The organism is Stenotrophomonas sp. ZAC14D2_NAIMI4_6, assembly GCF_003086875.1.
Classification (GTDB): Bacteria; Pseudomonadota; Gammaproteobacteria; order Xanthomonadales; family Xanthomonadaceae; genus Stenotrophomonas.
In genome coordinates, this window is the sequence record NZ_CP025996.1 from 4361636 (window position 1) to 4385367 (window position 23732).

The window sequence follows — 23732 nt, forward strand, 5'->3', positions numbered from 1 at the left end:
TGAAGAGCGCCGGGCAATGCCCGGCGTTCGCGCATCAGGCGGCCGGTTTCTTCGCCACCGACGACGGCACCAGCCAGCGTGCGGCGTGAATGCCCAGTTCGTACAGCAGGCACATGGGAATGGCCAGCATCAGCTGTGACACGACGTCCGGCGGGGTCAGCACGGCGGCCACCACGAAGATGCCGACGATCGCGTAGCCGCGGCCTTCCTTGAACTGCTGCGGCGTCACCCAGCCCAGCAGCACCAGGATCACCATCGCCACCGGCAGTTCGAAGCTGCCGCCGAAGGCGAAGAAGATCGCCAGCACGAAATCCAGGTAGGCATTCGCATCGGGGGTGAGCGCGATCACTTCCGGGCTGAAGGTGGTCAGGAAGTGGAACACCGCCGGCAGCACCAGGAAGTAGGCGAACGCGCAGCCGGTGTAGAACAGCAGCACCGACGACACCAGCAGCGGCACCGCCAGGCGCTTTTCGCGGGCGTACAGGCCGGGCGCCACGAACGCCCACAGCTGGTACAGCAGCCAGGGCACGGCCACGAACAGGGCCACGAAGAAGGTCAGCTTCAACGGCGCGAAGAACGCACCGGCCGGATTGGTGGCGATCATCGTCTGCCCGTTCGGCAGCTGCGATACCAGCGGATGCGCCAGCGCGGTGTACAGCTTCTGGGTAAACGGCAACAAGCCCAGCAGCACCACGCCCAGGCCCAGCAGCGCACGCACCAGGCGCGCGCGCAGTTCAACCAGATGCTCGACCAGCGAGCTTTCGCCGAAGTCCTGTTCGCTCATGGCTGGCGCTCCGGCGGTGTGGCCGGCGTCGCGGCGGCGTCTGTCGCGGGCGTGGCATTGGCCGGGGTTGCCGACGTATCCAGCAGATGCGGCGGGGTCTGCGCTGCGGCCGGTGTCGGCGCCCGCACTTCGTCGGCCAGCGCATCGCCGTGCTGCTGCGCCTGCGTGGCTTCGCGGCGCACCGCTTCACCACTGGCGCGCAACTGGCTTTCGGTGTCCTGCATGCTCTGCCGCACGTCCTGCATCTGCCGCTTGATCTCCTCGGCGTGCAGTTCGCGTTCCAGCTCCTGCTTCACCGAATCCCACTGATTGCGCGCACGGCGCACCCACAGGCCGGCGAAGCGGGCCGCCTTGGGCAGGCGCTCGGGACCGAGCACCACCAGGGCGACCACGGCAATCACCAGCAGTTCGCTGAAGCCAATATCAAACACCGTGACCGCTCCGGATCAACGCGGGGTGCGGTCGTGCTCGTCCTGCGCGGTGCGCGAGGCGTCCTGGCTGCGCGATTCGTCGCCCAGCTGCGCGGCGGGCTTGTCCTCGTCACGCATGCCCTTCTTGAATTCCTTCACCGCCGAGCCGAGATCCTTGGCGCCGCTGGTCAGGCGCTTGGTGCCGAACACCAGCAGTACGATGGCCAGTACGACCAACCAGTGCCAGATGCTGAAACTGCCCATAAGTCGCTCGTTACGTTAGTGATCAGGCTGTCGAGCATAGCGCACCGGCCGTAAGCCGGCGCGCGTGACGAAAGTCAGTTGCCGCCCAGCGTCTCGGTGCGGATTTCACCGTCGCCCACCGGCTGGAAGCCCTGCTGCTGCGGCGGCGGGTTCTGCGGCACGTTCTGCAGCGGCGCGGTGGTCGCTTCGGCCGGCGGCGCCTGAACAGGCGCAGGCTGGCTGCTCTGCGGCGGCGGCGGTGCGCTGGCAGTGGCGCCATTGCCGTTGCGGTTGTTGCGCGCGGCGTAGGTCGCCTCTTCCAGACGGTCGCGGAAGGCGACCACGTCCATCGACGGCGCGCCCACCGCGCGCCCTTCGAAGATCATGCGCGGGGTGGTGTTGCTGCCGTAGGCATCCAGGTTGGCGGCATCATCGATCTGCAGCACCGCGCCATCCAGGGCCACGCCGGCGAACAGGCCGCGCGCGCGCGACCACGACCAGATTTCCGCCTTCAGCTGGCCGTCGGTGGCGGCGGCCGCGTTGCGCCCTACCGGGCCCGCAGCCACGCCGGCATCGGCGCCCAGGGTGAACTTGCCGTTGACCAGATTGTCCAGGCTGCGGTCGTTGCGGAACACCAGCACCACGTCGGACGACTGCACACCGGCCTGGAAGCCGATGCTGCCGCCGGTCAGCTTGATGAATACCGGGTTCGACCATGCGCCGTTGGGCATGCGCACCGACATCAGGCCGTGGCCGCGGCGGCCACCGATGACCAGACCGGCCTTGATCGTGTCGGGAATGACGATGACCGCGCGGCCTTCGTCCAGCAGTTTGTCCGGAATTCCCTGCTCGGGGATTTCCTGGATTTCAGCCAGCACACGCACCGCGTTGCGGGCGCGCTGGTCTTCCTGCGGTCCGGCCATGGCCTGGCTGGAAAGCAGGCTGGCGGCGATCAGCAGGGCTTGGATCGGGCGACGCATGGCAGGCTCCAGAAGTCAGTCCATAGGAAGATATAGCAAGTGACTGAAATTAGTAGTGTTGCGATGAATCGCCAATGAGCGCGCGCCGTGATCGGCAGTCGCAATCGGCACGATGCGCAGAAGCGATGCCGGCGGCACATCGGATCGGCGACAATGGTGCCCATGCTCGACGCACCCGATACCGCCGTGCTGGCGGTCAACCTAGGCACGCCCGAGACGCCGACGGCCCCCGCCGTACGCCGTTACCTGGCTGAATTCCTGTCCGACCCCCGCGTGGTCTCCATTCCGGCGCTGCTGTGGCAGCCGCTGCTGCGCGGGCTCATCCTGCCGCTGCGCAGCAGCCGTTCGGCCGCCAAGTACGCCCAGGTGTGGCTGCCCGAGGGCTCCCCGCTGATGGTCTACACCCGCCAGCTGGCGCAGGCCATGCAGGCCGAGCTGCCGCAGCTGCGCGTGCGCCACGCCATGCGCTACGGTGAACCGGCGCTGGCCCGCGAACTGGACCGCCTGGTCAGCGAGGGCGTGCGCCGCATCGCGGTGCTGCCGCTGTACCCGCAGTACTCGACCACCACCACCGCCTCGGTGGAAGACCGGGTGGCCGACTGGCAGCGCCGCAACCCCGGCGTGCATATCAGCCTGGTGCAGGACTACGCCATCGACCCGCAATGGGTGGCCGCGGTCGCCGCGTCCATCCGCGCCTACTGGGACACGCATGGCCGCGGGCAGATGCTGATGTTTTCCTTCCACGGCATTCCGCAGCGACTGGCCGACGCCGGCGACCCGTATCCGCAGCGCTGCGAAGCCAGCGCCGCCGCCATTGCCGCCGCCCTGGGTCTAGGCGCGGACGACTGGCAGCTGGGCTACCAGTCGCGCTTCGGTCGCGAACGCTGGCTGCAGCCCTACGCCGAACCGCGCCTGTGGGAACTGGCCGAGGCCGGGGTGAAGAAGATCGATGTGGTCTGCCCGGGGTTCGCCACCGATTGCCTGGAAACCTTGGAAGAGGTGGCCATGGGCTTTACCGAAACCCTGGCCGAGCGTGGCGCGCAGATGCGCTACATCCCCTGCCTGAACGCCAGCGTCGACCACGCCCGCGCCCTGGCCCGGCTGGCCACGGCTGCGCTGGCATGAGCCTGCAACCGTTCGAACTGCACGTGGCCGGCGCGCGCGTGGCCGGCCTGCGCCAGGCAGGCCCCGGCCCCCGCGTGCTGGCCCTGCATGGCTGGCTGGACAATGCGGCCAGCTTCGTCCCGCTGGCCGCACACCTGCCGCAGCTGGATCTGGTGGCCATCGATCTGCCAGGTCACGGCCACAGTGCGCACCTGCCGCCCGGCGCGCCCTACACCACCCCGGCCACCATCACCCACGTGCTGGACGTGGCCGATGCGCTGGGCTGGGATCGCTTCACCCTGATCGGCCACTCCATGGGCGCCGGCATCGCCAGCCTGACCGCAGCCGTGAGCGAACGCGTGCAGCGCCTGGTGGCCATCGAGGCGCTGGGTGGACTGCGCGGACCGGAAGAAGAAACCGCCGAACGCCTGCGCGACCATGTGCGGGCCAGCCGTGCGCTGGCGCGCAAGCAGTTGCGGGTGTTCGCCGACCTGGCTGCGCCGGTGCGTGCGCGCATGATGGCCAACCAGCTCAGCGAGGGCTGCGCGCGCCTGCTGGTGGAGCGTGGCGTGGAAGCAGTGGAAGGCGGCTATCGCTGGTGCAGCGATCCGCGCCTGATGCTGCCCACCGCCATCCGCCTCAGCGAAGGGCAGATCGACAACCTGCTGCAGGCCATTGCCTGCCCCACCCAGGTGATCTACGCCACGCCGGCGCAGTCGTACTACCCCGAACCGATGCGCAGCGAGCGCCTGCAGCACCTGCGCGACGGACGCCTGGCCGTATTCGCCGGCAACCATCACCTGCACATGGAACACCCCGCGCAGATCGCCGCGGTCATCAACGCCTTCCTCGGCGAGCCCAACGCCGGCTGACCCGCTGCATGCCGTTGCGCTTCACTGCGCGTAGCAGCGGCCGATAGAACAGCTGCGGGCCTTCTCGCCCGCGCTCCGCCTACCCACCCGGGCCGGCGGCCTGTCCGGGTTCTGCAAGGAAGCACGCATGTCTGCACTGCTGCACCGTCATCCACAGGATGTGGCCACGGTGTTTCTGTTCCGCGCCACCTGTGGCGCCGCCTCCCCCTTTCCTGCCCTGCCGTGACCACGCATGTACGCGTGCCGCGCGGCAGGGTCGTTGCTGTTCGTTGAACCAGGAGTTGCCGATGTCTGCCGTACCCCCACCCCAGCGCGGTCATAACACCGCCCGCCCCCCATATCTGCAGGCGCTGGCGCGCCGCGCCGATCATCGCGTGCTGCTGCTCAGTGCCACCCTGGTCGTGACCGGCGTGGCCCTGGCGTGGCGCGGTTCACCGTTGCTGGCCACGATCATCGCGGCGGCGTGGCTGCCGTCGCTGCTGTTGGCCACCCGCTTTGCAGGCCAGCCGATCGCGCGCAACGGGCTGGCGGTGCTGCTATCCATGCAGCTGGCTGCCGTGTGTGCATCCATCGGTGTAGCCCCGGCGTTACCGCAGTGCGTGCTGCTGGCGTGCCTGCTGGCCTACCGCGACCGGGGCCCGCTGTGGTCGGCCGGTGCGGTGGGCACGCTGTGCGCGATGGTGCCTGCACTGCAGGCAGGTGCATGGATCCCGGCACTGCCGCAGGCCGCGCTGGTCGCCGCAGCAGCCGCACTGATGGGCCAGGCCGCACAGCGCCTGCGCCAGCAGACCGAGGCACTGGGGCACGGGCCACGCCGCCTGGCGGCGCTGGCGCGTGACATCGCCACCGGCGCCGACCTTGCCGCGCATGCCAACACGCAGGACTACCTGCCCGGCACCCTGGCTCATGCGCTGGCCGATACCGCGCGCCACGTGCAGGCGCAGCGCAGCCGCGACACGGCCCTGCACGCCGAGAACGCGCAGATCCGCCAGGCACTGGACGCCTCGCGCACGTCGATGATGATCGCCGACAACGATCACGTGATCCGCTACGTGAACCGCTCGGTGGTCGCCCTGCTGCGCAACCAGCAGGCCACGCTGCGCGAAGCCTTCCCGGATTTCGACGCCGAACGATTGGTAGGCACCAGCATTCACCGCTTCCACGCCAACCCCGATCGCATTAGAGCCATCCTCAATGGCCTGCAGGTGGCGCACAACGGCAAGGTCCGCATCGGGCCCGTGCACTTCGCCCAGGTCGTCACCCCCGTCTTCGATGCGCAGGGCACGCGCCTTGGCTTCGCGGTGGAATGGCACGACCGCACCCACGAGCTGCTGCTTGAGAACGCGGTGGCCGACATCGTCAGCGCCGCGGCCGCCGGCGATCTCGACCAGCGTCTGCGTCCTGCGGAAGGCGCCAGCTTCCTGGACGGGCTGACCGGTGGCATCAACCAGTTGCTGGAAACCGTCGGCAGCACGGTCGAAGAGGTGCGGCAGATGCTGGCGGCGCTGGCCCAGGGTGATCTGGACCGGCGCATGCACGGTGACTACCAGGGCGCGTTCGCCGCCATCGCCCGCGACGCCAACGCCACCGCGCAGCAGCTTTCCTCCATGGTCGGCCACATCCAGCAGTGCGCCGCGGCCATCAGCACCGCGGCCAGCGAGATTGCCGCCGGTAACGGCGCACTGTCCGAGCGCAGCGAACGGCAGGCGGCGCATCTGCAGGAAACGGCGGCGTCCATGGAAGAACTCACCGCCACGGTGCGGCAGAACGCCAGCCACGCGCGGCAGGCCAGCGAACTGGCCTCGTCCACCCAGGGCGTGGCCAGCGAAGGGGACCGCGCCATGCAACGCGTGGTGGACACCATGCAGGCGATCGAAGCGGCTTCGCGGCGGATCGGCGACATTACGGGGGTGATCGACGGCATTGCCTTCCAGACCAACATCCTGGCCTTGAACGCGGCCGTGGAAGCCGCACGCGCAGGCGAGCAGGGGCGTGGCTTCGCCGTTGTCGCCAGCGAGGTGCGCGTGCTGGCACAGCGCTCGGCCTCGGCCGCCCACGAGATCAAGGGATTGATCGATGAAGCCGGCCGCGAGGTAGGGGAAGGTGCGCAACTGGTTGCCGACGCCGGGCGGCGCATGCAGGGCATTGTCAGTGGCGTGCAGGATGTCAGCCAGTTGATGCAGGAGATCTCCGGTGCATCGCAGGAGCAGTCCAGCGGCATCGAGCAGATCAACCAGACGGTGGTGCAGATGGACCAGGCCACGCAGCAGAACGCCGCGCTGGTGGAAGAAGCCACGGCCGCGGCCCGCGAACTGCAGGCCCAGGCCGGCGCATTGACCGCCGCCGTGGCGGTGTTCCACCGCGATCGCGAACCGGCGTTGATTGACTGAGGCAAGGCCGAGGGGCGCGCCGCGCGCGCCCCTCGGTAGGTGCCAACCTTGGTTGGCACTGCTTTCCATCCACGCATGGCGTGGATCTACCAGGGTCAGCCTTGGTGGGTGCCAACCTTGGTTGGCACTGCTTTCCATCCACGCATGGCGTGGATCTACCAGGGTCAGCTCTGGTGGGTGCCAACCTTGGTTGGCACTCCATCCACGCATGGCGTGGATATACCGGGGTCAGCTCTGGTGGGTGCCAACCTTGGTTGGCACTCCATCCACGCATGGCGTGGATATACCGGGGTCAGCCCTGGTGGGTGCCAACCTTGGTTGGCACTGCTTTCCATCCACGCATGGCGTGGCTATACCGGGCGCTTCGTTTCGCGCAAAGAAAAAACCCCGCTGCGTGAGCAGCGGGGTTTTGGGTATAAACCCTGGCGATGACCTACTCTCGCATGGCTTGAGCCACACTACCATCGGCGCAGCTGCGTTTCACTTCCGAGTTCGGGATGGGATCGGGTGGTTCCACAGCGCTAATTTCACCAGATTGATGCTGGCAACGTATCGCTTGCTTTAAAACAATTAATAGTTGCTTGATCAAACGTCTGCAAGATGGACAATCATCCTTCCTGCAGGCGCCTTCACAAGATACCTGCGCATACTTTCAAAGATCCTGGGGAGTGGCCTCAGCGCCGTTCCCGTGTGCTGCGAAGTTTCCTTCGTAGCGAGCCGCCCATTATAGCCGGCTTTTCCGCTTCGTCAACACCTTTTTTCAAGGCCGTCTCACCGGGGTGGACGTCGTTGCCGATGCCGCTTCGTCGTTGGACCCGAGGGCCTTTCGTCGTTGCGAGCCGCCTATTATGCCGGACTTTTTCAGTCCGTCAACACCTTCGTTCGATCATCTCGTCCGGCGGTGGTGGCGTTGCTGGTCGCGTGCCGTTTCCGAAGAAGTGGCGCGCTGCAGCAAGGGAGCGAATTCTAGAGATCCTGCAGGATTCGTCAACCCTTTTCTTTCATCCTGATGACAGCAGTGCGCTCGCGTTGCGCACACCGCACTACTGACGCTATGTATGCAGGGATGGATACCGAACACACCGCACCGGCTGCATCGCCGCACTCGCCCTGGTGGCGCGATCTCTCCTTCCCTGCCGTGGTGGCAGGCTTCATTACAGTGCTGGTGGGATTTGCCAGCTCTGCGGTGATCGTGTTCCAGGCCGCGCAGGCGGTCGGTGCCGACCAGGCGCAGATCGCCTCGTGGATGTGGGCACTGGGTCTGGGCATGGGCGTGACCTGCATCGGCCTGTCACTGCGCTACCGGGTACCGGTGGTGACCGCATGGTCGACCCCCGGTGCAGCGATGCTGGTGGTGGGCGCAGGCGGGGCTTCGCTCTCTGAAGCCACCGGCGCCTTCCTGCTGGCCGCCGCGCTGGGCATGGTGGCGGGCTTCTCCGGGGTCTTCGCCCGGTTGATGCAGCGGGTGCCGATGGCGCTGGCCGCCGGCATGCTGGCGGGCGTGCTGCTGCGCTTCGGGTTGGATGTGTTCGTGGCGATGAACACCCAGGTAGTGCTGGCCCTGGCCATGTTCGGCACCTGGCTGGCCGGGCGCCGGCTGTTCCCGCGCTATGCGGTGATCGCCACGCTGCTGGTGGGCATTGCGCTGGCTGCCAGTCGTGGCCTGCTGCATGCGCAGGCGGTACACCTGCAGTTGGCCACCCCGCAGTGGGTCACCCCTTCCCTGTCCTGGTCGGCGGTGGCCGGGATCGCCCTGCCCTTGTTCATGGTCACCATGGCATCGCAGAACATTCCCGGGGTGGCGGTGATGCGCGCCTCGGGCTACCAGGCACCGGTGTCCCCGCTGATCGGCTGGATCGGGGTGGTCAACACGCTGCTGGCCCCCTTCGGTGCCTATGCCCTGAACCTGGCTGCCATCACCGCGGCCATCTGCATGGGCCGCGATGCGCACGAGAACCCGGCCCGGCGCTATACCGCGGCCATGGCCGCCGGTGCGTTCTATATCGTCATCGGGCTGTTCGGCGCGACGGTGGCCGCCCTGTTTGCCGCCTTCCCCCGCGAGCTGGTGGCCTGCGTGGCCGGCATCGCCCTGTTCGGCACCATCGGCAACAGCCTGGCCAGTGCGCTGGCGGTGGAGCGCGACCGCGAAGCCGCGCTGGTCACGTTCCTGGTCACCGCTTCGGGCGTCACCCTTGCCGGCATTGGCTCGGCGTTCTGGGGGCTGGTGGCCGGTGCGCTGTGCCTGCTGGTGCTGCGGCCGCGCCGCACCCCTTGAACGGGATCGGCCGTTACCGGACCGCCCGGCAACGGACCTCGGGGACGGCGCTTACAGCGGCGACACCGACAACGTCTGCACCAGCACGTGGCGGCCCTTGGGCGCCACGGTCACCACGTCCGGGCCGGCGTTGGCCGCTTCCAGGCACACATACTCGCGCCAGCCCTCTCCCACGTCGGCCATCTTCGCGGCCGCTTCGGCACCGGGATTCCACGCCACCAGCGAGCGGCTGCCCTCGGTCGCCAGCTGGATGCGGCGCTTCAGCACCGGGTCGCGCAGCACGTAACGCCCGCTGGCCGGGCTGTAGATGCGGTCGCTACGACCGGGATCGCGCGGGTCACGCAGCGACCAGGGCCCTTGCTGGCGGCGGGTCTGGGCATAGTTCTCGAACTTGTCCTGGTAATCCGCGCCGTCCACGCCATCGACCTCCACGCGGGTGGCATCGCCCACGCGGAAGTAGTTGTGCAGTGCCTGAGTGAAGCTGACCGGCGTGCTGCCGGTATTCTCGGTGACCAGTTGCTGGCGCAGCTCGCGCCCCACGCGCACGGTCATGGACAGCCGCAGGCCCAGGTCCTGCAGCGCCGGCGGCACCAGGGTCAGTTCGATGCTGCCATCGTCCAGCCGCCGCGCCTGCTGCAGTTCCCATGGCAGGGTGCGCACGAAACCATGCGCGGGTACGTCGTTGCCCTGCCCCTGGCGCCCGAAGTACGGCCAGCAGACCGGGCTGCCGCCACGGATGGGCGTGGGCAGCGCCGCACGCTGCGGCGACAGCCACATCACGTCGGTCTGGCCCTTCGGGATGAACGACAGCAGCTGACCACCGAACACGCTGATGGCCGCCGTCGCGAAGGGGGTTTCCACCAGCCAGGCATCGAGCCCCTGGAACTGGCCACTGCTGACACCCTGGATCTGTTGCACGCTGGAACGACTCCGTAGGGCCGGCGACTGCGCGGCGCTGTAGTTGGCGGGAAGACTGAAGCGACTGGGCACCGTCGGGGTGCGCGGCTCGGCCTGCAGGGCACGCAGGATACGTTGCCCGGCGCGGCCATCGGCGGTGGCCCAGCCCAGCCGGCGCTGTTCGCTCTGGATGGCGCGGCGGCTGGCGGTACCGATCATGCCATCGGCGCTGCCGATGTCGTGCCCCCGTGCCAACAACAGGGTCTGCAGCTGGCGGCGTTCATCGCGGCCCAGGCCGGGATCATCGGTGGGCCAGGCGGTGACCAGGCCGGTCCCGCCACGCAGGCGATCGGCCAGGGTGGCGATGGCCAGCGCGTAGCTCTCGGCCGCGTTGTAGCTGTAGATCGCATCGTAGTTGCGGAACACCAGCAGCGCCGGCCCTTTCACCCCGGCTGGCAGCAGCAGGGCCGCACGCGCATCGGCGGGCAGGCCTGCCGGGGCCAGTGCGCTGCCATCCAGTGCGCTGCCATCCAGTGCGGTGACGCCTGCCGCGCGCCAGTCCGCCAGCGGGCGGCGCTGGGTGCGACCGGCCTGCGCGGCCTTGAACCCCTCGGGGACGCGGACCTCGATGCCCCACGGTTCGCCGGTGCGCCAGCCTGCCCGCTGCAGATAGTTCGCGGTGGACGCCAGCGCATCGGGAATACTGCCGACCAGATCGCGGCGACCGTCGCCATCGCCATCCACGGCAATGCGCGCATAGGTACTGGGCATGAACTGGGTATGGCCGAAGGCGCCTGCCCATGAACCGGTCAGGCCCTGGGCCTGCAGATCGCCCTGGTCGATCAGCTTGAGCAGCGCCAGCAGTTCACCACGGAAGAACGGTTGGCGACGGCCCGCACAGGACAGCGTGGCCAGCGACTGCAGCAGCGGCCGCTTGCCGAACACGCGGCCGTAGTCACTTTCCACGCCCCAGACCGCGACGATCGTGGCGGCATCCACGCCGTACTGCGCCGAAATCTTCTGCAGCAGGTCACGGTACTGCTGCAGGCGCGCGCGGCCGTCGTCCACCCGCTGGCGATCGACCAGGGCGGCCAGATAATCCCAGATGGGCGTGGTGAATTCCGGTTGCGCGTCCAGCAGTGGCAGCACGCTGGGGTCGGGCTGCAGGCCCGCGGTGAGCGCGCTGAAGCGATCGGCGGCGATGCCCTGGCGGCCCGCGCTGACCTGCAGCTGCTGCATGCAGGCAGCAAACGCCGGATCGGTGGCGGGCGCAGCGGGCAGCGCCGCAGGCGTGGCCAGGGCGGCGGCCAGGCCGAGCGTGGTCATCAAGGGCATGGCGTCCTCCGTGTTGCCGTTACCTGGCCATGGTAACGCGCCCCCGGCGGACAGCGCCCGGCGCTGCCGTCACTGGGCGCTGGCGCGCAGCAGGCGCAGGCCGTACGCCGGGTCGGATGCATTCCAGTGGGCAACGACTTCCAGACCCGCCTGCTGCAGCAGGTGGTCGAAACTGGCATCGGTGTACTTGTGGCTGTACTCGACCCGGATGGGTTCACCGGTCTGGAAGTGGAACGTGCGGCCATCCAGATGCACGTCCTGCTCGCACTGGCTGACCAGATCGGTCTCGATGCGCAGGCGGGCGGTGCTGTAGCGCGCCTGGTGGCGGAAACCCTGCAGATCGAAGTCACTGCCGACTTCGCGGTTCAGGCGGGTCAGCAGGTTCAGGGTGAAGGCGGCGGTGATGCCGTCGGCGTCGTTGTAGGCGGCTTCGATCAACGCCGGGTCCTTGTGCAGATCGATGCCGATCAGTGCCAGGCCGTCCGCGCCCATGGTCTGGCGCATGGCGCGCAGCAGGGCGATCGCATCATCGCCGGCAAAGTTGCCCAACGTCGAGCCGGGAAAGAACACCAGCCGCCGCGCCGCCGGGCGGGTCGGCAGCGGCACCTGCACCGGGCGGGTGAAATCGGCGCAGACCGGCAGCATTTCCACGTCCGGCAATGCCGGGGCGAGCAGCTCGATGCTGGACAGCAGGGCCGCCCGCGAGATCTCGATGGGGGTATAGGCCACCGGCTGGTGCAGTGCATCCAGCAGGCGTGCGGTCTTGCGGCCACTGCCACTGCCCAGTTCGACCACGTGCGCGTGCGGGCCCACCCGCCGCGCGATGTCCGGCAGCACCAGGTCCAGCAGCGCCAGTTCGGTGCGCGTGGGGTAGTACTCGGGGGTGTGGGTGATGCGCTCGAACAGACGCGAGCCGTGCGCATCGTAGAAGTACTTCGACGGCAGCTGTCGCTGCGCCCGCGAGAGGCCGGCCACGGCATCGGCCAGCAGCTGCTGGCGGCCGGGGGTTAGATCGGTCAGCGCCTGCAGCGCGTCCTGTACGGTACTCATGGAAGATCCTTGGCCAGGCGCAGGCCGGAAAACTGCCAACGCGCCGGTGGCATGAAGAAGTTGCGGTAACTGGCACGCACATGGCCGCGCGGGGTGGCGCAGCTGCCGCCGCGCAGTACCCACTGCCCACACATGAACTTGCCGTTGTATTCGCCCAGGTTGCCGGCGAAGGGACGGAAGCCGGGATAGGCGCCGTAGGCGCTGCTGGTCCATTCCCACACATCGCCGAACAGCTGGCGCAGGCCGCTGCCCTGCCCCGCGTACGGATGCAGGCGGTCATCGTCGGCGAAGTGGCCGACCGGTGGCTGCGACGCCGCCGCAGCTTCCCATTCGAATTCGGTGGGCAGGCGTGCGCCATGCCAGCGGGCACAGGCATCGGCTTCGTAATAGCTGAGATGGCAGACCGGTGCATGCGGGTCGAGCGCGCGCCAGCCGCCAAGCGTGTACTCCTGCTGCAGATCGTCGTGCCAGTACAGCGGGTGCTGCCAGCCCTCGCTTTCGCACAGCGCCCAGCCTTCGCTCAGCCACAGTTGCGGCTCGCGATAGCCGCCGGCCTCGATGAAGGCGCGGAATTCGGCGTTGCTGACGGGACGGTCGGCCAGCGCATGGGCGGGCAGCAGCACCCGGTGCGGCGGCGATTCGTTGTCGTAGGCAAAAGCGGCCTGCCGTGGCCAGGGCGCTGCGCCGATGCCCACGATGCTTTCCTCGCGTTCGATCCAGGCCTGCGCCGTCTGCACGCTGGCCACGGCCGCCAGCGACGCATCGTAGGGCGGCTGCAGTGGATTGCACCAGAACGCGTGCTTGATGTCGGTCAGCAGCAGTTCCTGGTGCTGCTGTTCGTGCTGCAGGCCCAGCTGCAGGTGCTGCAGGGCGTGCTCGCCGAGATCGCCATCGAGCAGGCGTGCCAGCACCTGTTCGTCCACGTGCTGGCGATAGTCCCGGACCTGCTGCAGCGAGGGCCGTGACAAGAGCCCGCGCCGGGGGCGCGCATGGGCGGGCCCCAGGGACTTGTAGTAACTGTTGAACAGGAAATCCCAGGCGGGATCCCAGCACGCATGGCCCGGCAGGCTGGCCAGCACGAAACGTTCGAAGAACCAGGTGGTGTGGGCCAGGTGCCATTTGCTGGGGCTTGCATCGTCCATGCTCTGCAGCATTGCGTCTTCGGCGCTGAGCGGCGCGGCCAGCTGCAGGCTTCTCCCGCGGATACGGGCGAACTGGCGGGCAAGATCACGCTGCGCGGCAGCGACGGCGGCAGGTGCGCTGTGCATGGGACCAGCTTCGACCGTCGTGGGTGAGCGCCACGTCATGGCGTGCCAGCACCGCTTTCACAGGCTGCGTATTCAAGAAGCGCGCGGCAGCGCCGCTAACGGCTTTGCCGCGGCCGCTTCGTGACCGCGCAGGAACCACGCTTGTCCGATCATCCGCTCCGCCAGCCTGCGCATTACCTGTTCGTGCTGCCCGCCCTGCTGGTTGCGCTGGTGCTGTGGGCCACCCTGGGCAACGAGGACGTGGCCCGTGCCGGGCAGCGCGTGCTGCCATGGTTGCTGGCCTGCCTGGGGGCCGGACTGGCGCTGATGTACAACCAGGTGCGCACCCTGTGCCTGTTGCTGGTGGCGGCGGCGGTATTCAGCGTGCTGCACCCGGACGTGGCGCACTACCTGCGGCAGGGTCGGGTGAGTGCGCTGACACCGCTGCGCTTCCACGCCATTTCTGCCTGGCTGCCGCTGCTGTTCGCTACCCACGCGCTGTGGCCCGAGCGCGGGCGACGCCGCCAGGACCTGCTGCTGCGCGCGATCGCCAGCGGCACCGTGCTGGCCATCTTCATCCTGCTGGCCGCGCAACAGCCGCAGGGCATGCACGACCTGCTGTCCAACCGCCATTTCGAATGGGTGCCGCGCGACTGGAACGCGCTGGCGCAGCTGCCGGCGCTGCTGTTCCTGCTGGCCACGCTGGCGCTGGGCTGGCAGGCATGGCGGCGGCCGCGGCCGCTGCACACGGCCATGCTGCTGGCGCTGCTGTGCCTGTGGTGGATGCTGCCGCGCATCTACCTGCAACCGGCACTGCTGCCGGCGCTGAGCGTGGCGGCATTGCTGCTGTTGCTGGGCGCAACCCTGCAGGAATCCTTCCACATGGCGTTCCGCGATGAGCTGACCGGGCTGCCCGGGCGCCGCGCCTTCAACGAAACGCTGCGGCGCGCGGCCGGCACCTACAGCATCGCCATGGTCGATGTGGACCACTTCAAGAAGTTCAACGATACCCATGGCCACGACACCGGCGATGACGTGCTGAAGCTGGTGGCTTCGCGGCTGGCCCGGGTGGGCGATGGCGGCCGGGCCTTCCGCTACGGTGGCGAGGAATTCGCGGTGGTGTTCCTGGACCGGCCTGCCCAGGCCTGTGTCGAAGCGGTGGAGACACTGCGGCAGAGCATCCAGGACAGCCGCATGCAGTTGCGCGACCGCCGCACCCGCAGCCGTGACGACACCGCCGGGCAGCAGCAGCGCGGCCGCGGTGGCGCCGGTGCCGTGGTGCAGGTGACGGTGAGCATCGGCCTGGCCGACAGCCGGGTGGACCCGCGCCCGGCCGGCGTGGTGAAGGCAGCCGACCAGGCCCTGTATGCCGCCAAGGAAGAGGGCCGCAACCGGGTCTGCGCGCATGGCGGCCAGCGTGTGCTGGCCGTCCGCGCCGGCTGAGCCTCAGACCGCGTCGAGGTAGTACCAGCGGCCGTCGATGCGCTGGAAACGGCTGTGCTCGGTCATTTTCACCGCGCTGCCGCCGCCGATGCGGTAGCGGGCGGTGAAGCGCACCTCGGCGGTGTCGGCGCCGGTGACGGTGTGTTCGTGCACGGTCAGGCCCAGCCAGTGGGTGCGCTGGCCGGGCGCATCGTCCAGCGACAGCTCGGCCGGGCGGGTATCGGGGTGCCAGGTCTGGCGCAGGTAATCGGCCTGCTGGCGGACGTAGGCGCTGTAGCGCGACCGCATCAGGCGCTCGGCATCGGGCGCGGCTTCACCGGCATGGTAGCGGCCGCAGCACGCGGCGTAGGGCGCGGCCAGGCCGCAGGGGCAGGTTTCGGCAGGGCGGGGTTTCATGCCGGTATTGTCGCGCGGGCCGGCGCAGGCTTCCATCGGCAATGGGCGTATGCTGTCGCGCCCTGCTGCTGTGGTTGATGGCCGTGCTGGAGCTGATTCCCCCCGAACTGTGGTGGCTGGTGCTGATCGCCTTCATTGCCGGCCTGGTCGATGCGGCCGTGGGCGGCGGCGGACTGGTGCAGCTGCCCGGCCTGTTCACGGTGCTGCCGCAGCAGACCCCGGCTATGCTGTTTGGCACCAACAAGTTCAGCTCGATGTTCGGCACCGGTGCGGCCGCCTGGCGCTATGCGCGCAACGTGCGTTTCCCGTGGAAGCCGGTGCTGTTCGCGGCCGCCACGGCCTTCGTGTTCTCCTTTGCCGGTGCCACCGCGGTCAGCCTGTTGCCCAAGGACGCGGTGCGTCCGCTGGTGCTGGTGCTGCTGGTGGCGATGCTGGGCTACACGCTGTGGAAGAAGGACTTCGGCGCCCTGCACCGGCCGCAGGAGATCGGCCGCCGCGAGCTGGCGATCGCGCTGGCCATCGGCGCGGCCATCGGCTTCTACGACGGCTTCTTCGGGCCGGGCACGGGCAGCTTCCTGATCTTCCTGTTCGTGCGCTTCTTCGGCCTGGACTTCCTGCGCGCCTCGGCCGCATCGAAGGTGGTGAATCTGGCCACCAACGTGGCCGCGATCTCGTTCTTCATTCCCACCGGCAACATCCTGTGGCTGTTCGCGCTGCCGATGGCGGCGGCGAACATCATCGGTTCGGTGGTGGGCACGCGGCTGGCATTGAAGGGCGGCACGCCCTTCATCCGCAAGCTGTTCGTGGGCCTGGTGGTGGTGTTGATCGCGCGGATGGCGTGGGACACGTTCCGCGGCGCGTGAGCGCGAAGCGATGACCCGACAGGTGCCAACCTTGGTTGGCACGCTGTTTCCGCGGTAGAGGGCCGCCGGGCGTGGCCCGGCGCTACCCATCAGGCGTCGGCTTCTTCCGGTTCGCTGGCCTGCTGGCGGCTGCGCTCGGGCAGCTTCAGGCGCTTGCCTTCTTCGTCGTACTCGATCAGCAGCACGCCTGAATCGTGGCGGCCACTGATTTCGACGAAGCAGGCGCCGCCAATGAACGGCTCCAGCGTCATCACCGATTTCAGCGGGGTGGCCACCACCATCTGGAAACCGAAGTTGTCGAAGATGTTCATGGCCAACGCGGTGAACTCGTTGTCGGCCTTGTCGAAGGCTTCGTCGAGCACCACGGCGGCATAGCTGGGCAGCTGGCTGTCGGCGCCGCCCAACTGGTAGCGCAGCGCTGCGGCCAGGCAGGTGGTGGCCAGCTTCTGCCGCTGGCCGCCGGATTTGCCGGCGCCGCTGCGGTAGATTTCCACCTGCTGGCGGGTTTCGGCATCCAGTTCCACGCCGATGAATTCCACGTGCATGCGCACGTCCAGCACCAGTTCGCGCCAGCGCTTGTCCTCGCCTTCCTGCGAACCCAGCCGGTTCACCAGCTGGCGCAGCACAGTGAACTGCGATTCGGCCACTTCGCGCTGTTCGGTCTGCTGCTGCGACAGGACTTCACGCAGCTGCTGGTGGAACTCGCCCACTTCCGGCAGACGGCGATCGCTCAACTCGATGGTCAGCAGGGTGCCGCGGTTGAACGGCACCTGTTCCAGGCTGGCGTTCACTTCGTCCAGGCGCTGGCCGATCGACTTGCGGGCCTCGGCGCTGTGCCGCTGCAGGGCCAGCAGGTTGTTCTTGCTCTGGTTCTGCAGCAGGTCGAAGAAGCGCTCTTCGTGCTGGGGCAGACCGTCGCGCTCCAGGCGTTCCAGACGTGCCAGGAAATCATCGGCCGACGCCACCGAGACGGTGAAGTCACCCGATTCTTCCGGCCACTGCTGGATGAAGCGGCGGAAGCAACCCAGCAGCAGGTTTTCGACGCGGTTGACGTCCTGCTGCGAGGACGACAACTGCTCGTTCAGCGCGTTGCTGACCTGGCGCATGTGCGCTTCCAGGGTTTCCAGGCTGAGCGGGCCCTGCTCCTGCAGGCGTTCGGCCAGCCCGGCTTCCTGCTCCTGGGCCAGCGCCGGCAGCACCAGCGCACGGCTCTGCTGCCGTGCGCGGTCCAGACGGTCGCGCTCGCGCACCAGCTGGCCACGCTCCACGCGGGTGTCTTCGTAGGTGCGGCGGGCCTGTTCGATATCGGCGCGCACCGCATCGATCTGCTGCGCCAGGCGGGCCAGGTCGGCATTGCCTTCGCGCAGGTCGCGCAGGCTGGCTTCGATGTCGGCCACGCGCTGCTGCGGGGCGGCGATGTCGATCTCGTTCCAGCTGATGCCCACCAGTTCGTGGCAGGCCAGGCGGCGTTCGTTGTCGCGGTCACGCTGGCCACGCAGGCGCGCGATGTCGGTCTCGCAGCCAGCGATGCGCTTGGCCAGTTCCTGCGCTTCCTTCTCGAACGCACCGACCTTGTCGTGGTTGTTGAAGCCCAGGATCCAGCGCCGGCGGTCACCGACTGCGCTGCGGTCATCCTTCTCGAAACGGTCGCCCGGGTGCTTGACCTGGCCTTCGCGGGTGATGCCGCGATCGACGTTGCGCAGCTGCTTGGCATCCACGCATTCGTAGTCGAAGCGCTTGCCCAGCTCGCGGCGCAACCAGCTTTCGAACACGTGGTCGCGCAGTTCCAGCTTGTGCAGCAGCGAGCGGCCGGACGGCTCGCGGGCGAAGGCCTCGTCGTTGCGGCGCACGCGGTAGTACGTGAAACGCATGCCCAGGTGGGTGCGGTTCACCCATTCGGCCACGTCGTTGTAGTGCTTGTCATCGACCAGCAGCGACAGGGCGAAGCCGCCCAGCACGCGCTCGATGGCACCCTGCCAGGCCTGTTCGTCCGAACGCACCTGGATCAGTTCGCCCACGAACGGCAGTGCGGCTTCGGAAATGCCGGTCTCTTCGGCCAGGCGCGCGCGCAGCTTCTGCATGGGCGCGGGGATGTTGGACGGCGTGCGCTGCATCGCCTCCAGTTCGCCACGCACTTCGCTGAAGCGGCGCTCGTCATCGCGCTTGCCGCCCAGGCGGTCGCTGATCGCATCGTCCAGGGCGCTGGATGCACGCTGGCGGTCCTGCAGTTCGGTCTGCGCCTGTGCGACCAGTTCGGCAAAGCCGTGTGCATCGTCGGGCAGTTCGGCCTGCAGCTTCTGCGCGGCCTCGCGGGCCTGGTTGTACTTGGCCAGGCGACGGTCGCGCTCGGCTTCGGCACGGCCCTGCTCGCGTTCCAGTTCCTCGATGCGTTCGCCGCCCTGCTGGCGGCGCTGCAGTTCCAGTTCGGCCAGGCGCTCGGTGTGGTTGTCCAGCGCGGCCCGGCGCTGCGATTCCTCGCCGAGCAGGCCGCGGTCGCGCACGTCCATCTCGCGCAGGCGCGCTTCGATCAGCAGCTGGCGGCGGCTTTCGCGGAAACTGTCGATGCCCAGCTTGAGGGCTTCGTCGTCGCCGCGCTGGCGCGACATTTCCTTCAGGTCGTTGTAGTGGGCGCGCGCCGGCAGCAGGGTTTCCACCTGGCGCCGCGCGGTCACCACGGCCTGGTGCGCGCCATCGAGTTCGGCGAAATCGCTGACCAGGCGCTCGGCCGCATCGAAGGTGCGCGGCGTATCAAGCATGAAGTCGCGCAGGAAGACGTTCAGGTCGCCCAGGTTCTTGGCCGACTGGGTCTTGTGCAGCAGGCGCAGCGCCATCTCGTTGTCGATGCCCAGCAGGTCGCGGAAGCGCTCTGCATAGCCGGAGAACGTGTCGAAATGGTGGACGTCGGCCAGCTTCTGCTTCAGCTTGCGCAGGTCCAGGTCGAAGCCGCCCAGGTCCTTGGCGATGTCGAACGGACGCTCGGCGATCATGTAGTGCTTGCGTACATCGCCGGCCGAGGTGCCGTTGCCGGAGATCCACAGCAGGCGCACCAGGCTGACCACGCGGCCATCACCGGCGCGGTATTCCAGCACCAGGGCGGTCCAGGTGGCGCCCTTGCGCAGGTACTGGGTGGCGATTTCGCCGGTGCCGCTGTCCTGCTGGTCGGCCCAGGCGCCGCGCACATACGACACCAGGTTGCGGTCGCGGCCACTGCGCTCGGCTTCGCGGGCGGCGGCGTTGAAGTCGACGATGGCCGGCGGGGTGAGCAGCGCAGACATCGCATCGAGCAGGGTGGACTTGCCCGAGCCGGAACGGCCGACGAACAGGAAGCCACGCTCGGCGATCGGCACTTCGGTCAGGCCGTTGAAGGTGCCCCAGTTGTGCACCTGCAGGCGACGCATGCGGAACTGCTGCAGGCGCGGGTCGGGCAGGCCGTCGTTGAACAGGGCGGGAGTGTGCTTGGAAATGGCCATGCGGTGGTCAGGTCTCTCAGGCCTCGGCGGCCGGGGTTTCGCGCAGCTGGCGGTAGACCGCCGAAAGCTGGGACACGTCTTCGGCGGAGAACAGCAGCTTCAGCGCCGGCGAGACTTCGTGGCGGTCTTCCTGGCCGCTCAGGCGGGTCAGGATGTGGTTGTCCTTCATCTTCTGCACGGCCGACGCCACGCGGCGGTTGAAGCCGGCGCGGTCGGTGGACAGGTTCTTTTCATAGATGGCCAGTGCTTCGGCCATCTCGGCATCGGCGACCACGGCACGGTTGCCACGCGCGTCCGCCTCGGCCAACTGCTGGCGCAGGAACAACAGCAGCACCGAATCGATGAAGGTCAGCGGCGAGGTACGCAGCAGCACCGGCGCATCCACGTCTTCGGTGTCGGCCTGGCGGGTGAACGCCACGCCGCTGTCGCGGTCCAGCACCAGTTCCAGGAACAGATCGGCCAGCGCCGAGCGGATGCCGGCTTCGCTGCGGATCAGCGCCGGCCACAGCTTGGCGTGGCGCAGCTGGTCGATGCTGGGGCCGATCAGCAGCTGGCACAGCGCGCGGCGCGCATCCAGCGGCAGGCGACCGGTGTCGCCCATGTAGTAGACATCGTTGCCGCGGCGCGGCGGCGAGGCCGCCGGTGCCGGTTCGGCTTCGTAGGCGTCTTCGACCAGGTCGTCCGCCGCTGCTTCGATGGGGTCTTCATGCCAGCTCATGGCGTCTCTCCTGAGTGAACCAAACCAGCGGAATACGTGCGCGGCGTACCTGGCCGTCGCCGCCGCGCCATTGCGCAAGCTCCTGCTCGCCAGCCACTACGTTGCCAAAACGCGTGCCCAGCGACAGGTAGCCGATGACACTGCCCAGGCCCTGCGGTGCTTCGCGCTGCGAGAGCGCCTGGGCAATGCTCAGGCGCGGCTGCGCGTCCAGCAGATCGTGCAGGTCACGACGCAGGGTGCGGAAATCGATTTCCGACGAGGCCACCAGGTCGCCCACGCTTTCCAGGCTGATGCTGGCCGCATCGTTGTATTCAACGTTGCCATCGACCTGCGCGCTGCGCGGATCGTGCAGCTTCCACTGCGACCACGAGCGCAGGCGGCTGGTGGTCAGCTGCAGGTCGCGACCGATGCCGCGCTGGGCCGGGAACTCGTCGCGCAGCGCCAGCGCTTCGGACTGGGCCTGCTTCAGCAGCTGGTTCAAGCGGCGCTGTTCCAGGTAGCCACGACTCTGCACGAAACCGCGCAGGCTGCGCGCGAAGTTCTGCAGCACGTCGTGCACCTGGCCGCCACGCTCGAGCATGGTGCTGGTGAAGCTGCGCAGGAAGTTGCGTTCATTGCGGTCCAGGCGGCGGGCAAAGCCACGCGCCAGCACCGCTTCCAGCGCGGCATCGAGCTGGGCGCTCTGTTCGGCATCGTTGAGCAGGCGCCAGAAGGCCTGGAAGCTGCGGCCGGCATCGCTTTCGCCGATCACGTCCACGCCTTCGAACAGCTGCGACAGCACGTCGCCGCGCTCGCCTTCGTCGTCGATGATGCGCTCGCGGAAATCGCGGTTGAGCTGCTCGAAGTCATCACGCACGCGGCGGAAGTCTTCGGTCAGCTCGTCGGCCAGGCCGATGATCTGGCGCGTGCGTTCCAGCGCGCGCTTGCCGTCCAGGGCAATCACCCGGCCGGCGCTGACGCGGGCGATCTCCGCATCGATGCGGTCGCGCTCGTCGCGCAGCGCAGACAGGCGTGCGTCCGGGTCCGATTCGGTCTGTGCGGCCAGCTGCGAGAGCTGTTCGATCACCAGCGCCAGACGGCTTTCGGTGGCGGCCACGCGGGCCTGTTCCAGGCTGTCGGCGAAACGGATGGCCTGCAGCGCGGGGGTGGACAGTTCGTACTGTTCCTGGTCGGCACCCTCAGGCAGGCGGCGCTCCAGCCAGCCCTGGGCGAGCCAGTGCGCGATGTAGGCCTGCGCGGTACGCGGCAGGTCGCGCGACAGTTCATCGCTGTTGAGCTGGTCCAGGGCGCGCTGCAGGCGTTCGTGCAGCACCGCCGAGGGCAGCGTGCGCTCGCCGTCCATCAACAGGCCCTGCAACAGGCCGATGATTTCCGGAGCATGGTCGGCAGCCAGCAGCTTCCACTGCGGCTGTTCGCGCAGGGTGCGGTAACGGGAGATGCGTTCGCGGTGCTTCATGCAGCGACAGTGATCAGGTTGGCGGGGTGCGGAAGGCAGCCGCAGGCGGCCGCAGGCAATGCGGCCGCGCGGGCGCGGCCGGCCACGGCGGGCCGGCGGGGCGCAGGCAAGCGGCTCAGCGCTTGCTGCCCACTTCGATGAAGCGCAGGAACTCGGCGCGGGTACGCGCGTCGTCGCGGAAGCTGCCCAGCATCTTGGAGGTGACCATGCTGACGCCGCGCTTGTGGATGCCACGGGTGGTCATGCATTCATGGGCGCCTTCGACGACCACGCCCACGCCGATCGGCTGCAGCACGTCCTGGATGCACTGGGCGATCTGCGCGGTCATCTTTTCCTGCACCTGGAAGCGGCGGGCGTAGGCTTCGACCACGCGGGCCAGCTTGCTGATGCCCACCACCTTGCCGGCCGGCAGGTAGCCGACGTGCACGCGGCCGATGATCGGCGCCATGTGGTGTTCGCAGTGGCTTTCGTATTCGATGTCGCGCAGCACGATCAGTTCGTCGTAGCCGGCGACTTCCTCGAAGGTGCGTTCCATATAGGCGCGCGGGTCGTCGCGGTAACCGCTGAACCAGTCGCCATAGGCCTCGGCCACGCGGCGGGGGGTATCCAGCAGGCCTTCACGGGACGGGTCCTCGCCGGCCCAGCGCAGCAGGGTGCGCACCGCATCCTCGGCCTGGTCCTGGGTCACATCGCCCTGCGGGGCGGCCTTTTCGTTGTTCTTGCTCATTGCGTACAGCGTCCCGAACGGGGGGCGAGCATCGTACCCGACCGGGGGGTGGGTCGTCCTGTGGGGACGGTTCATCGGGGGTCTTTCCGGCGCCTTGTTTGCTATCGGTCTGGAGTTGCGGGGGAGGGCAGGCAGGACACGCCGCAAGTACGTCCCTGTAGGCTCGTAGGCGCCATCCATGGCGCCTGCGGTCCTGCCAGCCCTCCCCCGCAACTCCCTGACGGTTTCCTGCGGGCGCGGCCGGACCGCCCGAAAGCGGGGTCAGAAGCTGGGGTTCATGGCTGCGGACGCCGGGCCGCGCTCGCCGGGCATAGCCCGGCGCTACCGCTTCTAAAGAGCCAACCCACCGCGCTCGCGGGGTGATGGATGGGTGGCGCAGGACCGGATGGGCCAGGACCGTCCGCGGCATGGATGCCGCGGCCGAGCCCCCAAGGACGGGTTTACGGCTGGTCCTGCACCGTCCGGCCCCCGCTGCCCCACCCGACGCCAGGCAGGCGCAACGCTTTCCTCAACACACCCACCCATTCAGCAAAACCTATTGATAGGAATGAAATTAGTAGTATCCTATCTATCTCTTATGGACCGACCCCTCGACGAGCGCACCCGGCTGCAGATGCAGCTCAGCTCCGGCCTGCTGTACGCAGGGCGGCAGTGGCAGCGCCTGGCAGACAGCCGGTTGGGCAGCTACGGCATCTCCACCGCCTGCACCATGCCCCTGCTGATGATCGGCCGCTCCGGCGGTGGCATCCGCCAGGTGGCGCTGGCCCAGCAACTGGGCATGGAAGGTCCCTCACTGGTGCGCCTGCTGGACAAGCTGTGCGCCAGCGATCTGGTCCGCCGCGAAAGCGATGCCAGCGACCGCCGCGCCAACCTGCTCTGGCTGACCGATGAGGGCCAGACCCTGGTGCGCGAGCTGGAAGAACAGTTGATCGGCCTGCGCCAGGACGTATTCGGCGAACTGACCATGGATGAACTGCACGCCGTGCTGAAGGCATGGCGCCTGCTGGGCGAGGCCGCCGACCGCATCACGTAAGCCCGCACTGCCCCTGCGTGCGCCACTGCCGTGGACGCG

At 68.3% G+C, this 23732-nt stretch carries 19 protein-coding genes and 1 rRNA gene; 7 read left to right on the top strand and 13 right to left on the bottom strand.

Translation table 11 applies throughout. The annotated features are described in order from the left end of the window. Nucleotides 1-34: 34 nt before the first annotated feature. The 4 genes from tatC to C1933_RS19770 form a co-directional block, all read right to left on the bottom strand. Nucleotides 35-784 carry a twin-arginine translocase subunit TatC gene (gene tatC, locus C1933_RS19755; RefSeq protein ID WP_108754634.1) on the bottom strand — a complete coding sequence of 250 codons (750 nt, stop codon included), beginning with the start codon at nt 782-784 and terminating at the stop codon, nt 35-37. Next, nucleotides 781-1215, bottom strand: a complete 435-nt coding sequence (tatB, locus tag C1933_RS19760; protein ID WP_108754635.1) for a Sec-independent protein translocase protein TatB — start codon at nt 1213-1215, stop codon at nt 781-783. The genes tatC and tatB overlap by 4 nt, the downstream gene beginning before the upstream one ends. A 15-nt stretch (nt 1216-1230) precedes the next feature. Beyond that, entirely contained in the window at nt 1231-1458 is a 228-nt protein-coding gene (tatA, locus tag C1933_RS19765; protein WP_108751385.1) for a Sec-independent protein translocase subunit TatA, read from the bottom strand. Between the two features lie 74 nt (nt 1459-1532). After that, complete coding sequence (locus tag C1933_RS19770) at nt 1533-2417, bottom strand: YSC84-related protein (protein ID WP_108754636.1); 885 nt, start codon at nt 2415-2417, stop codon at nt 1533-1535. 162 nt (nt 2418-2579) lie between these two features. On the opposite strand from C1933_RS19770, the gene hemH reads away from it, so the two are divergent. From hemH to C1933_RS19785, 3 genes are all read left to right on the top strand, one after another. Then, complete coding sequence (gene hemH, locus C1933_RS19775; protein WP_108754903.1) at nt 2580-3542, top strand: ferrochelatase; 963 nt, start codon at nt 2580-2582, stop codon at nt 3540-3542. Further along, nucleotides 3539-4393 carry an alpha/beta hydrolase gene (locus C1933_RS19780; protein ID WP_108754637.1) on the top strand — a complete coding sequence of 285 codons (855 nt, stop codon included), beginning with the start codon at nt 3539-3541 and terminating at the stop codon, nt 4391-4393. Before hemH ends, C1933_RS19780 begins: the two co-directional genes overlap by 4 nt. 287 nt (nt 4394-4680) lie before the next feature. Further along, nucleotides 4681-6783 (top strand): methyl-accepting chemotaxis protein, encoded by a 2103-nt coding sequence (locus C1933_RS19785; RefSeq protein WP_108754638.1) that lies wholly within the window; start codon nt 4681-4683, stop codon nt 6781-6783. Nucleotides 6784-7203: 420 nt separating this feature from the next. Here the strand turns inward: C1933_RS19785 and rrf are convergent. Continuing rightward, nucleotides 7204-7318: ribosomal RNA gene (gene rrf / locus C1933_RS19790) — 5S ribosomal RNA — on the bottom strand. Nucleotides 7319-7849: 531 nt separating this feature from the next. On the opposite strand from rrf, the gene C1933_RS19795 reads away from it, so the two are divergent. Then, a complete protein-coding gene (locus C1933_RS19795) occupies nt 7850-9058 on the top strand; it encodes a benzoate/H(+) symporter BenE family transporter (protein ID WP_108754639.1) in 1209 nt (402 codons plus the stop codon). Between the two features lie 51 nt (nt 9059-9109). Here the strand turns inward: C1933_RS19795 and C1933_RS19800 are convergent, their stop codons facing one another. The 3 genes from C1933_RS19800 to egtB form a co-directional block, all read right to left on the bottom strand. After that, a complete protein-coding gene (locus C1933_RS19800; RefSeq protein WP_108754640.1) occupies nt 9110-11281 on the bottom strand; it encodes a lytic murein transglycosylase in 2172 nt (723 codons plus the stop codon). A gap of 78 nt (nt 11282-11359) precedes the next feature. Next, nucleotides 11360-12340, bottom strand: a complete 981-nt coding sequence (egtD, locus tag C1933_RS19805; RefSeq protein WP_108754641.1) for an L-histidine N(alpha)-methyltransferase — start codon at nt 12338-12340, stop codon at nt 11360-11362. Beyond that, on the bottom strand, nt 12337-13608 hold the full coding sequence (egtB, locus tag C1933_RS19810; protein WP_108754642.1) for an ergothioneine biosynthesis protein EgtB: 1272 nt from the start codon (nt 13606-13608) through the stop codon (nt 12337-12339). The genes egtD and egtB overlap by 4 nt, the downstream gene beginning before the upstream one ends. A 141-nt stretch (nt 13609-13749) precedes the next feature. Here egtB and C1933_RS19815 point away from each other — a divergent pair, with 141 nt between their 5' ends. After that, nucleotides 13750-15030: a GGDEF domain-containing protein gene (locus C1933_RS19815; protein WP_108754643.1), complete on the top strand. Its 1281-nt coding sequence runs from the start codon at nt 13750-13752 to the stop codon at nt 15028-15030. Nucleotides 15031-15033: 3 nt separating this feature from the next. Here C1933_RS19815 and C1933_RS19820 read toward each other — a convergent pair whose 3' ends face one another. Then, nucleotides 15034-15426: a YchJ family metal-binding protein gene (locus C1933_RS19820; protein WP_108754904.1), complete on the bottom strand. Its 393-nt coding sequence runs from the start codon at nt 15424-15426 to the stop codon at nt 15034-15036. 83 nt (nt 15427-15509) lie between these two features. On the opposite strand from C1933_RS19820, the gene C1933_RS19825 reads away from it, so the two are divergent. After that, a complete protein-coding gene (locus C1933_RS19825; RefSeq protein ID WP_108751672.1) occupies nt 15510-16289 on the top strand; it encodes a sulfite exporter TauE/SafE family protein in 780 nt (259 codons plus the stop codon). An 89-nt stretch (nt 16290-16378) separates the two neighbouring features. Here C1933_RS19825 and C1933_RS19830 read toward each other — a convergent pair whose 3' ends face one another. The 4 genes from C1933_RS19830 to folE form a co-directional block, all read right to left on the bottom strand. Further along, nucleotides 16379-19759: an SbcC/MukB-like Walker B domain-containing protein gene (locus tag C1933_RS19830; protein WP_108754644.1), complete on the bottom strand. Its 3381-nt coding sequence runs from the start codon at nt 19757-19759 to the stop codon at nt 16379-16381. A 16-nt stretch (nt 19760-19775) separates the two neighbouring features. Beyond that, on the bottom strand, nt 19776-20477 hold the full coding sequence (locus tag C1933_RS19835) for a DUF4194 domain-containing protein (RefSeq protein ID WP_108754645.1): 702 nt from the start codon (nt 20475-20477) through the stop codon (nt 19776-19778). Then, nucleotides 20464-21933, bottom strand: a complete 1470-nt coding sequence (locus C1933_RS19840) for a DUF3375 domain-containing protein (protein ID WP_108751395.1) — start codon at nt 21931-21933, stop codon at nt 20464-20466. Before C1933_RS19840 ends, C1933_RS19835 begins: the two co-directional genes overlap by 14 nt. A 115-nt stretch (nt 21934-22048) precedes the next feature. Then, nucleotides 22049-22660, bottom strand: coding sequence for a GTP cyclohydrolase I FolE (folE, locus tag C1933_RS19845; RefSeq protein WP_108754646.1), 612 nt, complete (start codon nt 22658-22660; stop codon nt 22049-22051). 577 nt (nt 22661-23237) lie between these two features. Between folE and C1933_RS19855 the strand changes: the two genes are divergently transcribed. Continuing rightward, nucleotides 23238-23693, top strand: coding sequence for a MarR family transcriptional regulator (locus tag C1933_RS19855; protein ID WP_108751397.1), 456 nt, complete (start codon nt 23238-23240; stop codon nt 23691-23693). Nucleotides 23694-23732 lie beyond the last annotated feature (39 nt).

Coding starts and splice junctions, on each gene's coding strand:
- tatC (WP_108754634.1), bottom strand. CDS start 784: ATGAGCGAACAGGACTTCGGCGAAAGCTCGCTGGTCGAGCATCTGGTT.
- tatA (WP_108751385.1), bottom strand. CDS start 1,458: ATGGGCAGTTTCAGCATCTGGCACTGGTTGGTCGTACTGGCCATCGTA.
- C1933_RS19770 (WP_108754636.1), bottom strand. CDS start 2,417: ATGCGTCGCCCGATCCAAGCCCTGCTGATCGCCGCCAGCCTGCTTTCC.
- hemH (WP_108754903.1), top strand. CDS start 2,580: ATGCTCGACGCACCCGATACCGCCGTGCTGGCGGTCAACCTAGGCACG.
- C1933_RS19780 (WP_108754637.1), top strand. CDS start 3,539: ATGAGCCTGCAACCGTTCGAACTGCACGTGGCCGGCGCGCGCGTGGCC.
- C1933_RS19785 (WP_108754638.1), top strand. CDS start 4,681: ATGTCTGCCGTACCCCCACCCCAGCGCGGTCATAACACCGCCCGCCCC.
- C1933_RS19795 (WP_108754639.1), top strand. CDS start 7,850: ATGGATACCGAACACACCGCACCGGCTGCATCGCCGCACTCGCCCTGG.
- C1933_RS19800 (WP_108754640.1), bottom strand. CDS start 11,281: ATGACCACGCTCGGCCTGGCCGCCGCCCTGGCCACGCCTGCGGCGCTG.
- egtD (WP_108754641.1), bottom strand. CDS start 12,340: ATGAGTACCGTACAGGACGCGCTGCAGGCGCTGACCGATCTAACCCCC.
- egtB (WP_108754642.1), bottom strand. CDS start 13,608: ATGCACAGCGCACCTGCCGCCGTCGCTGCCGCGCAGCGTGATCTTGCC.
- C1933_RS19820 (WP_108754904.1), bottom strand. CDS start 15,426: ATGAAACCCCGCCCTGCCGAAACCTGCCCCTGCGGCCTGGCCGCGCCC.
- C1933_RS19830 (WP_108754644.1), bottom strand. CDS start 19,759: ATGGCCATTTCCAAGCACACTCCCGCCCTGTTCAACGACGGCCTGCCC.
- C1933_RS19835 (WP_108754645.1), bottom strand. CDS start 20,477: ATGAGCTGGCATGAAGACCCCATCGAAGCAGCGGCGGACGACCTGGTC.
- C1933_RS19840 (WP_108751395.1), bottom strand. CDS start 21,933: ATGAAGCACCGCGAACGCATCTCCCGTTACCGCACCCTGCGCGAACAG.
- folE (WP_108754646.1), bottom strand. CDS start 22,660: ATGAGCAAGAACAACGAAAAGGCCGCCCCGCAGGGCGATGTGACCCAG.
- C1933_RS19855 (WP_108751397.1), top strand. CDS start 23,238: ATGGACCGACCCCTCGACGAGCGCACCCGGCTGCAGATGCAGCTCAGC.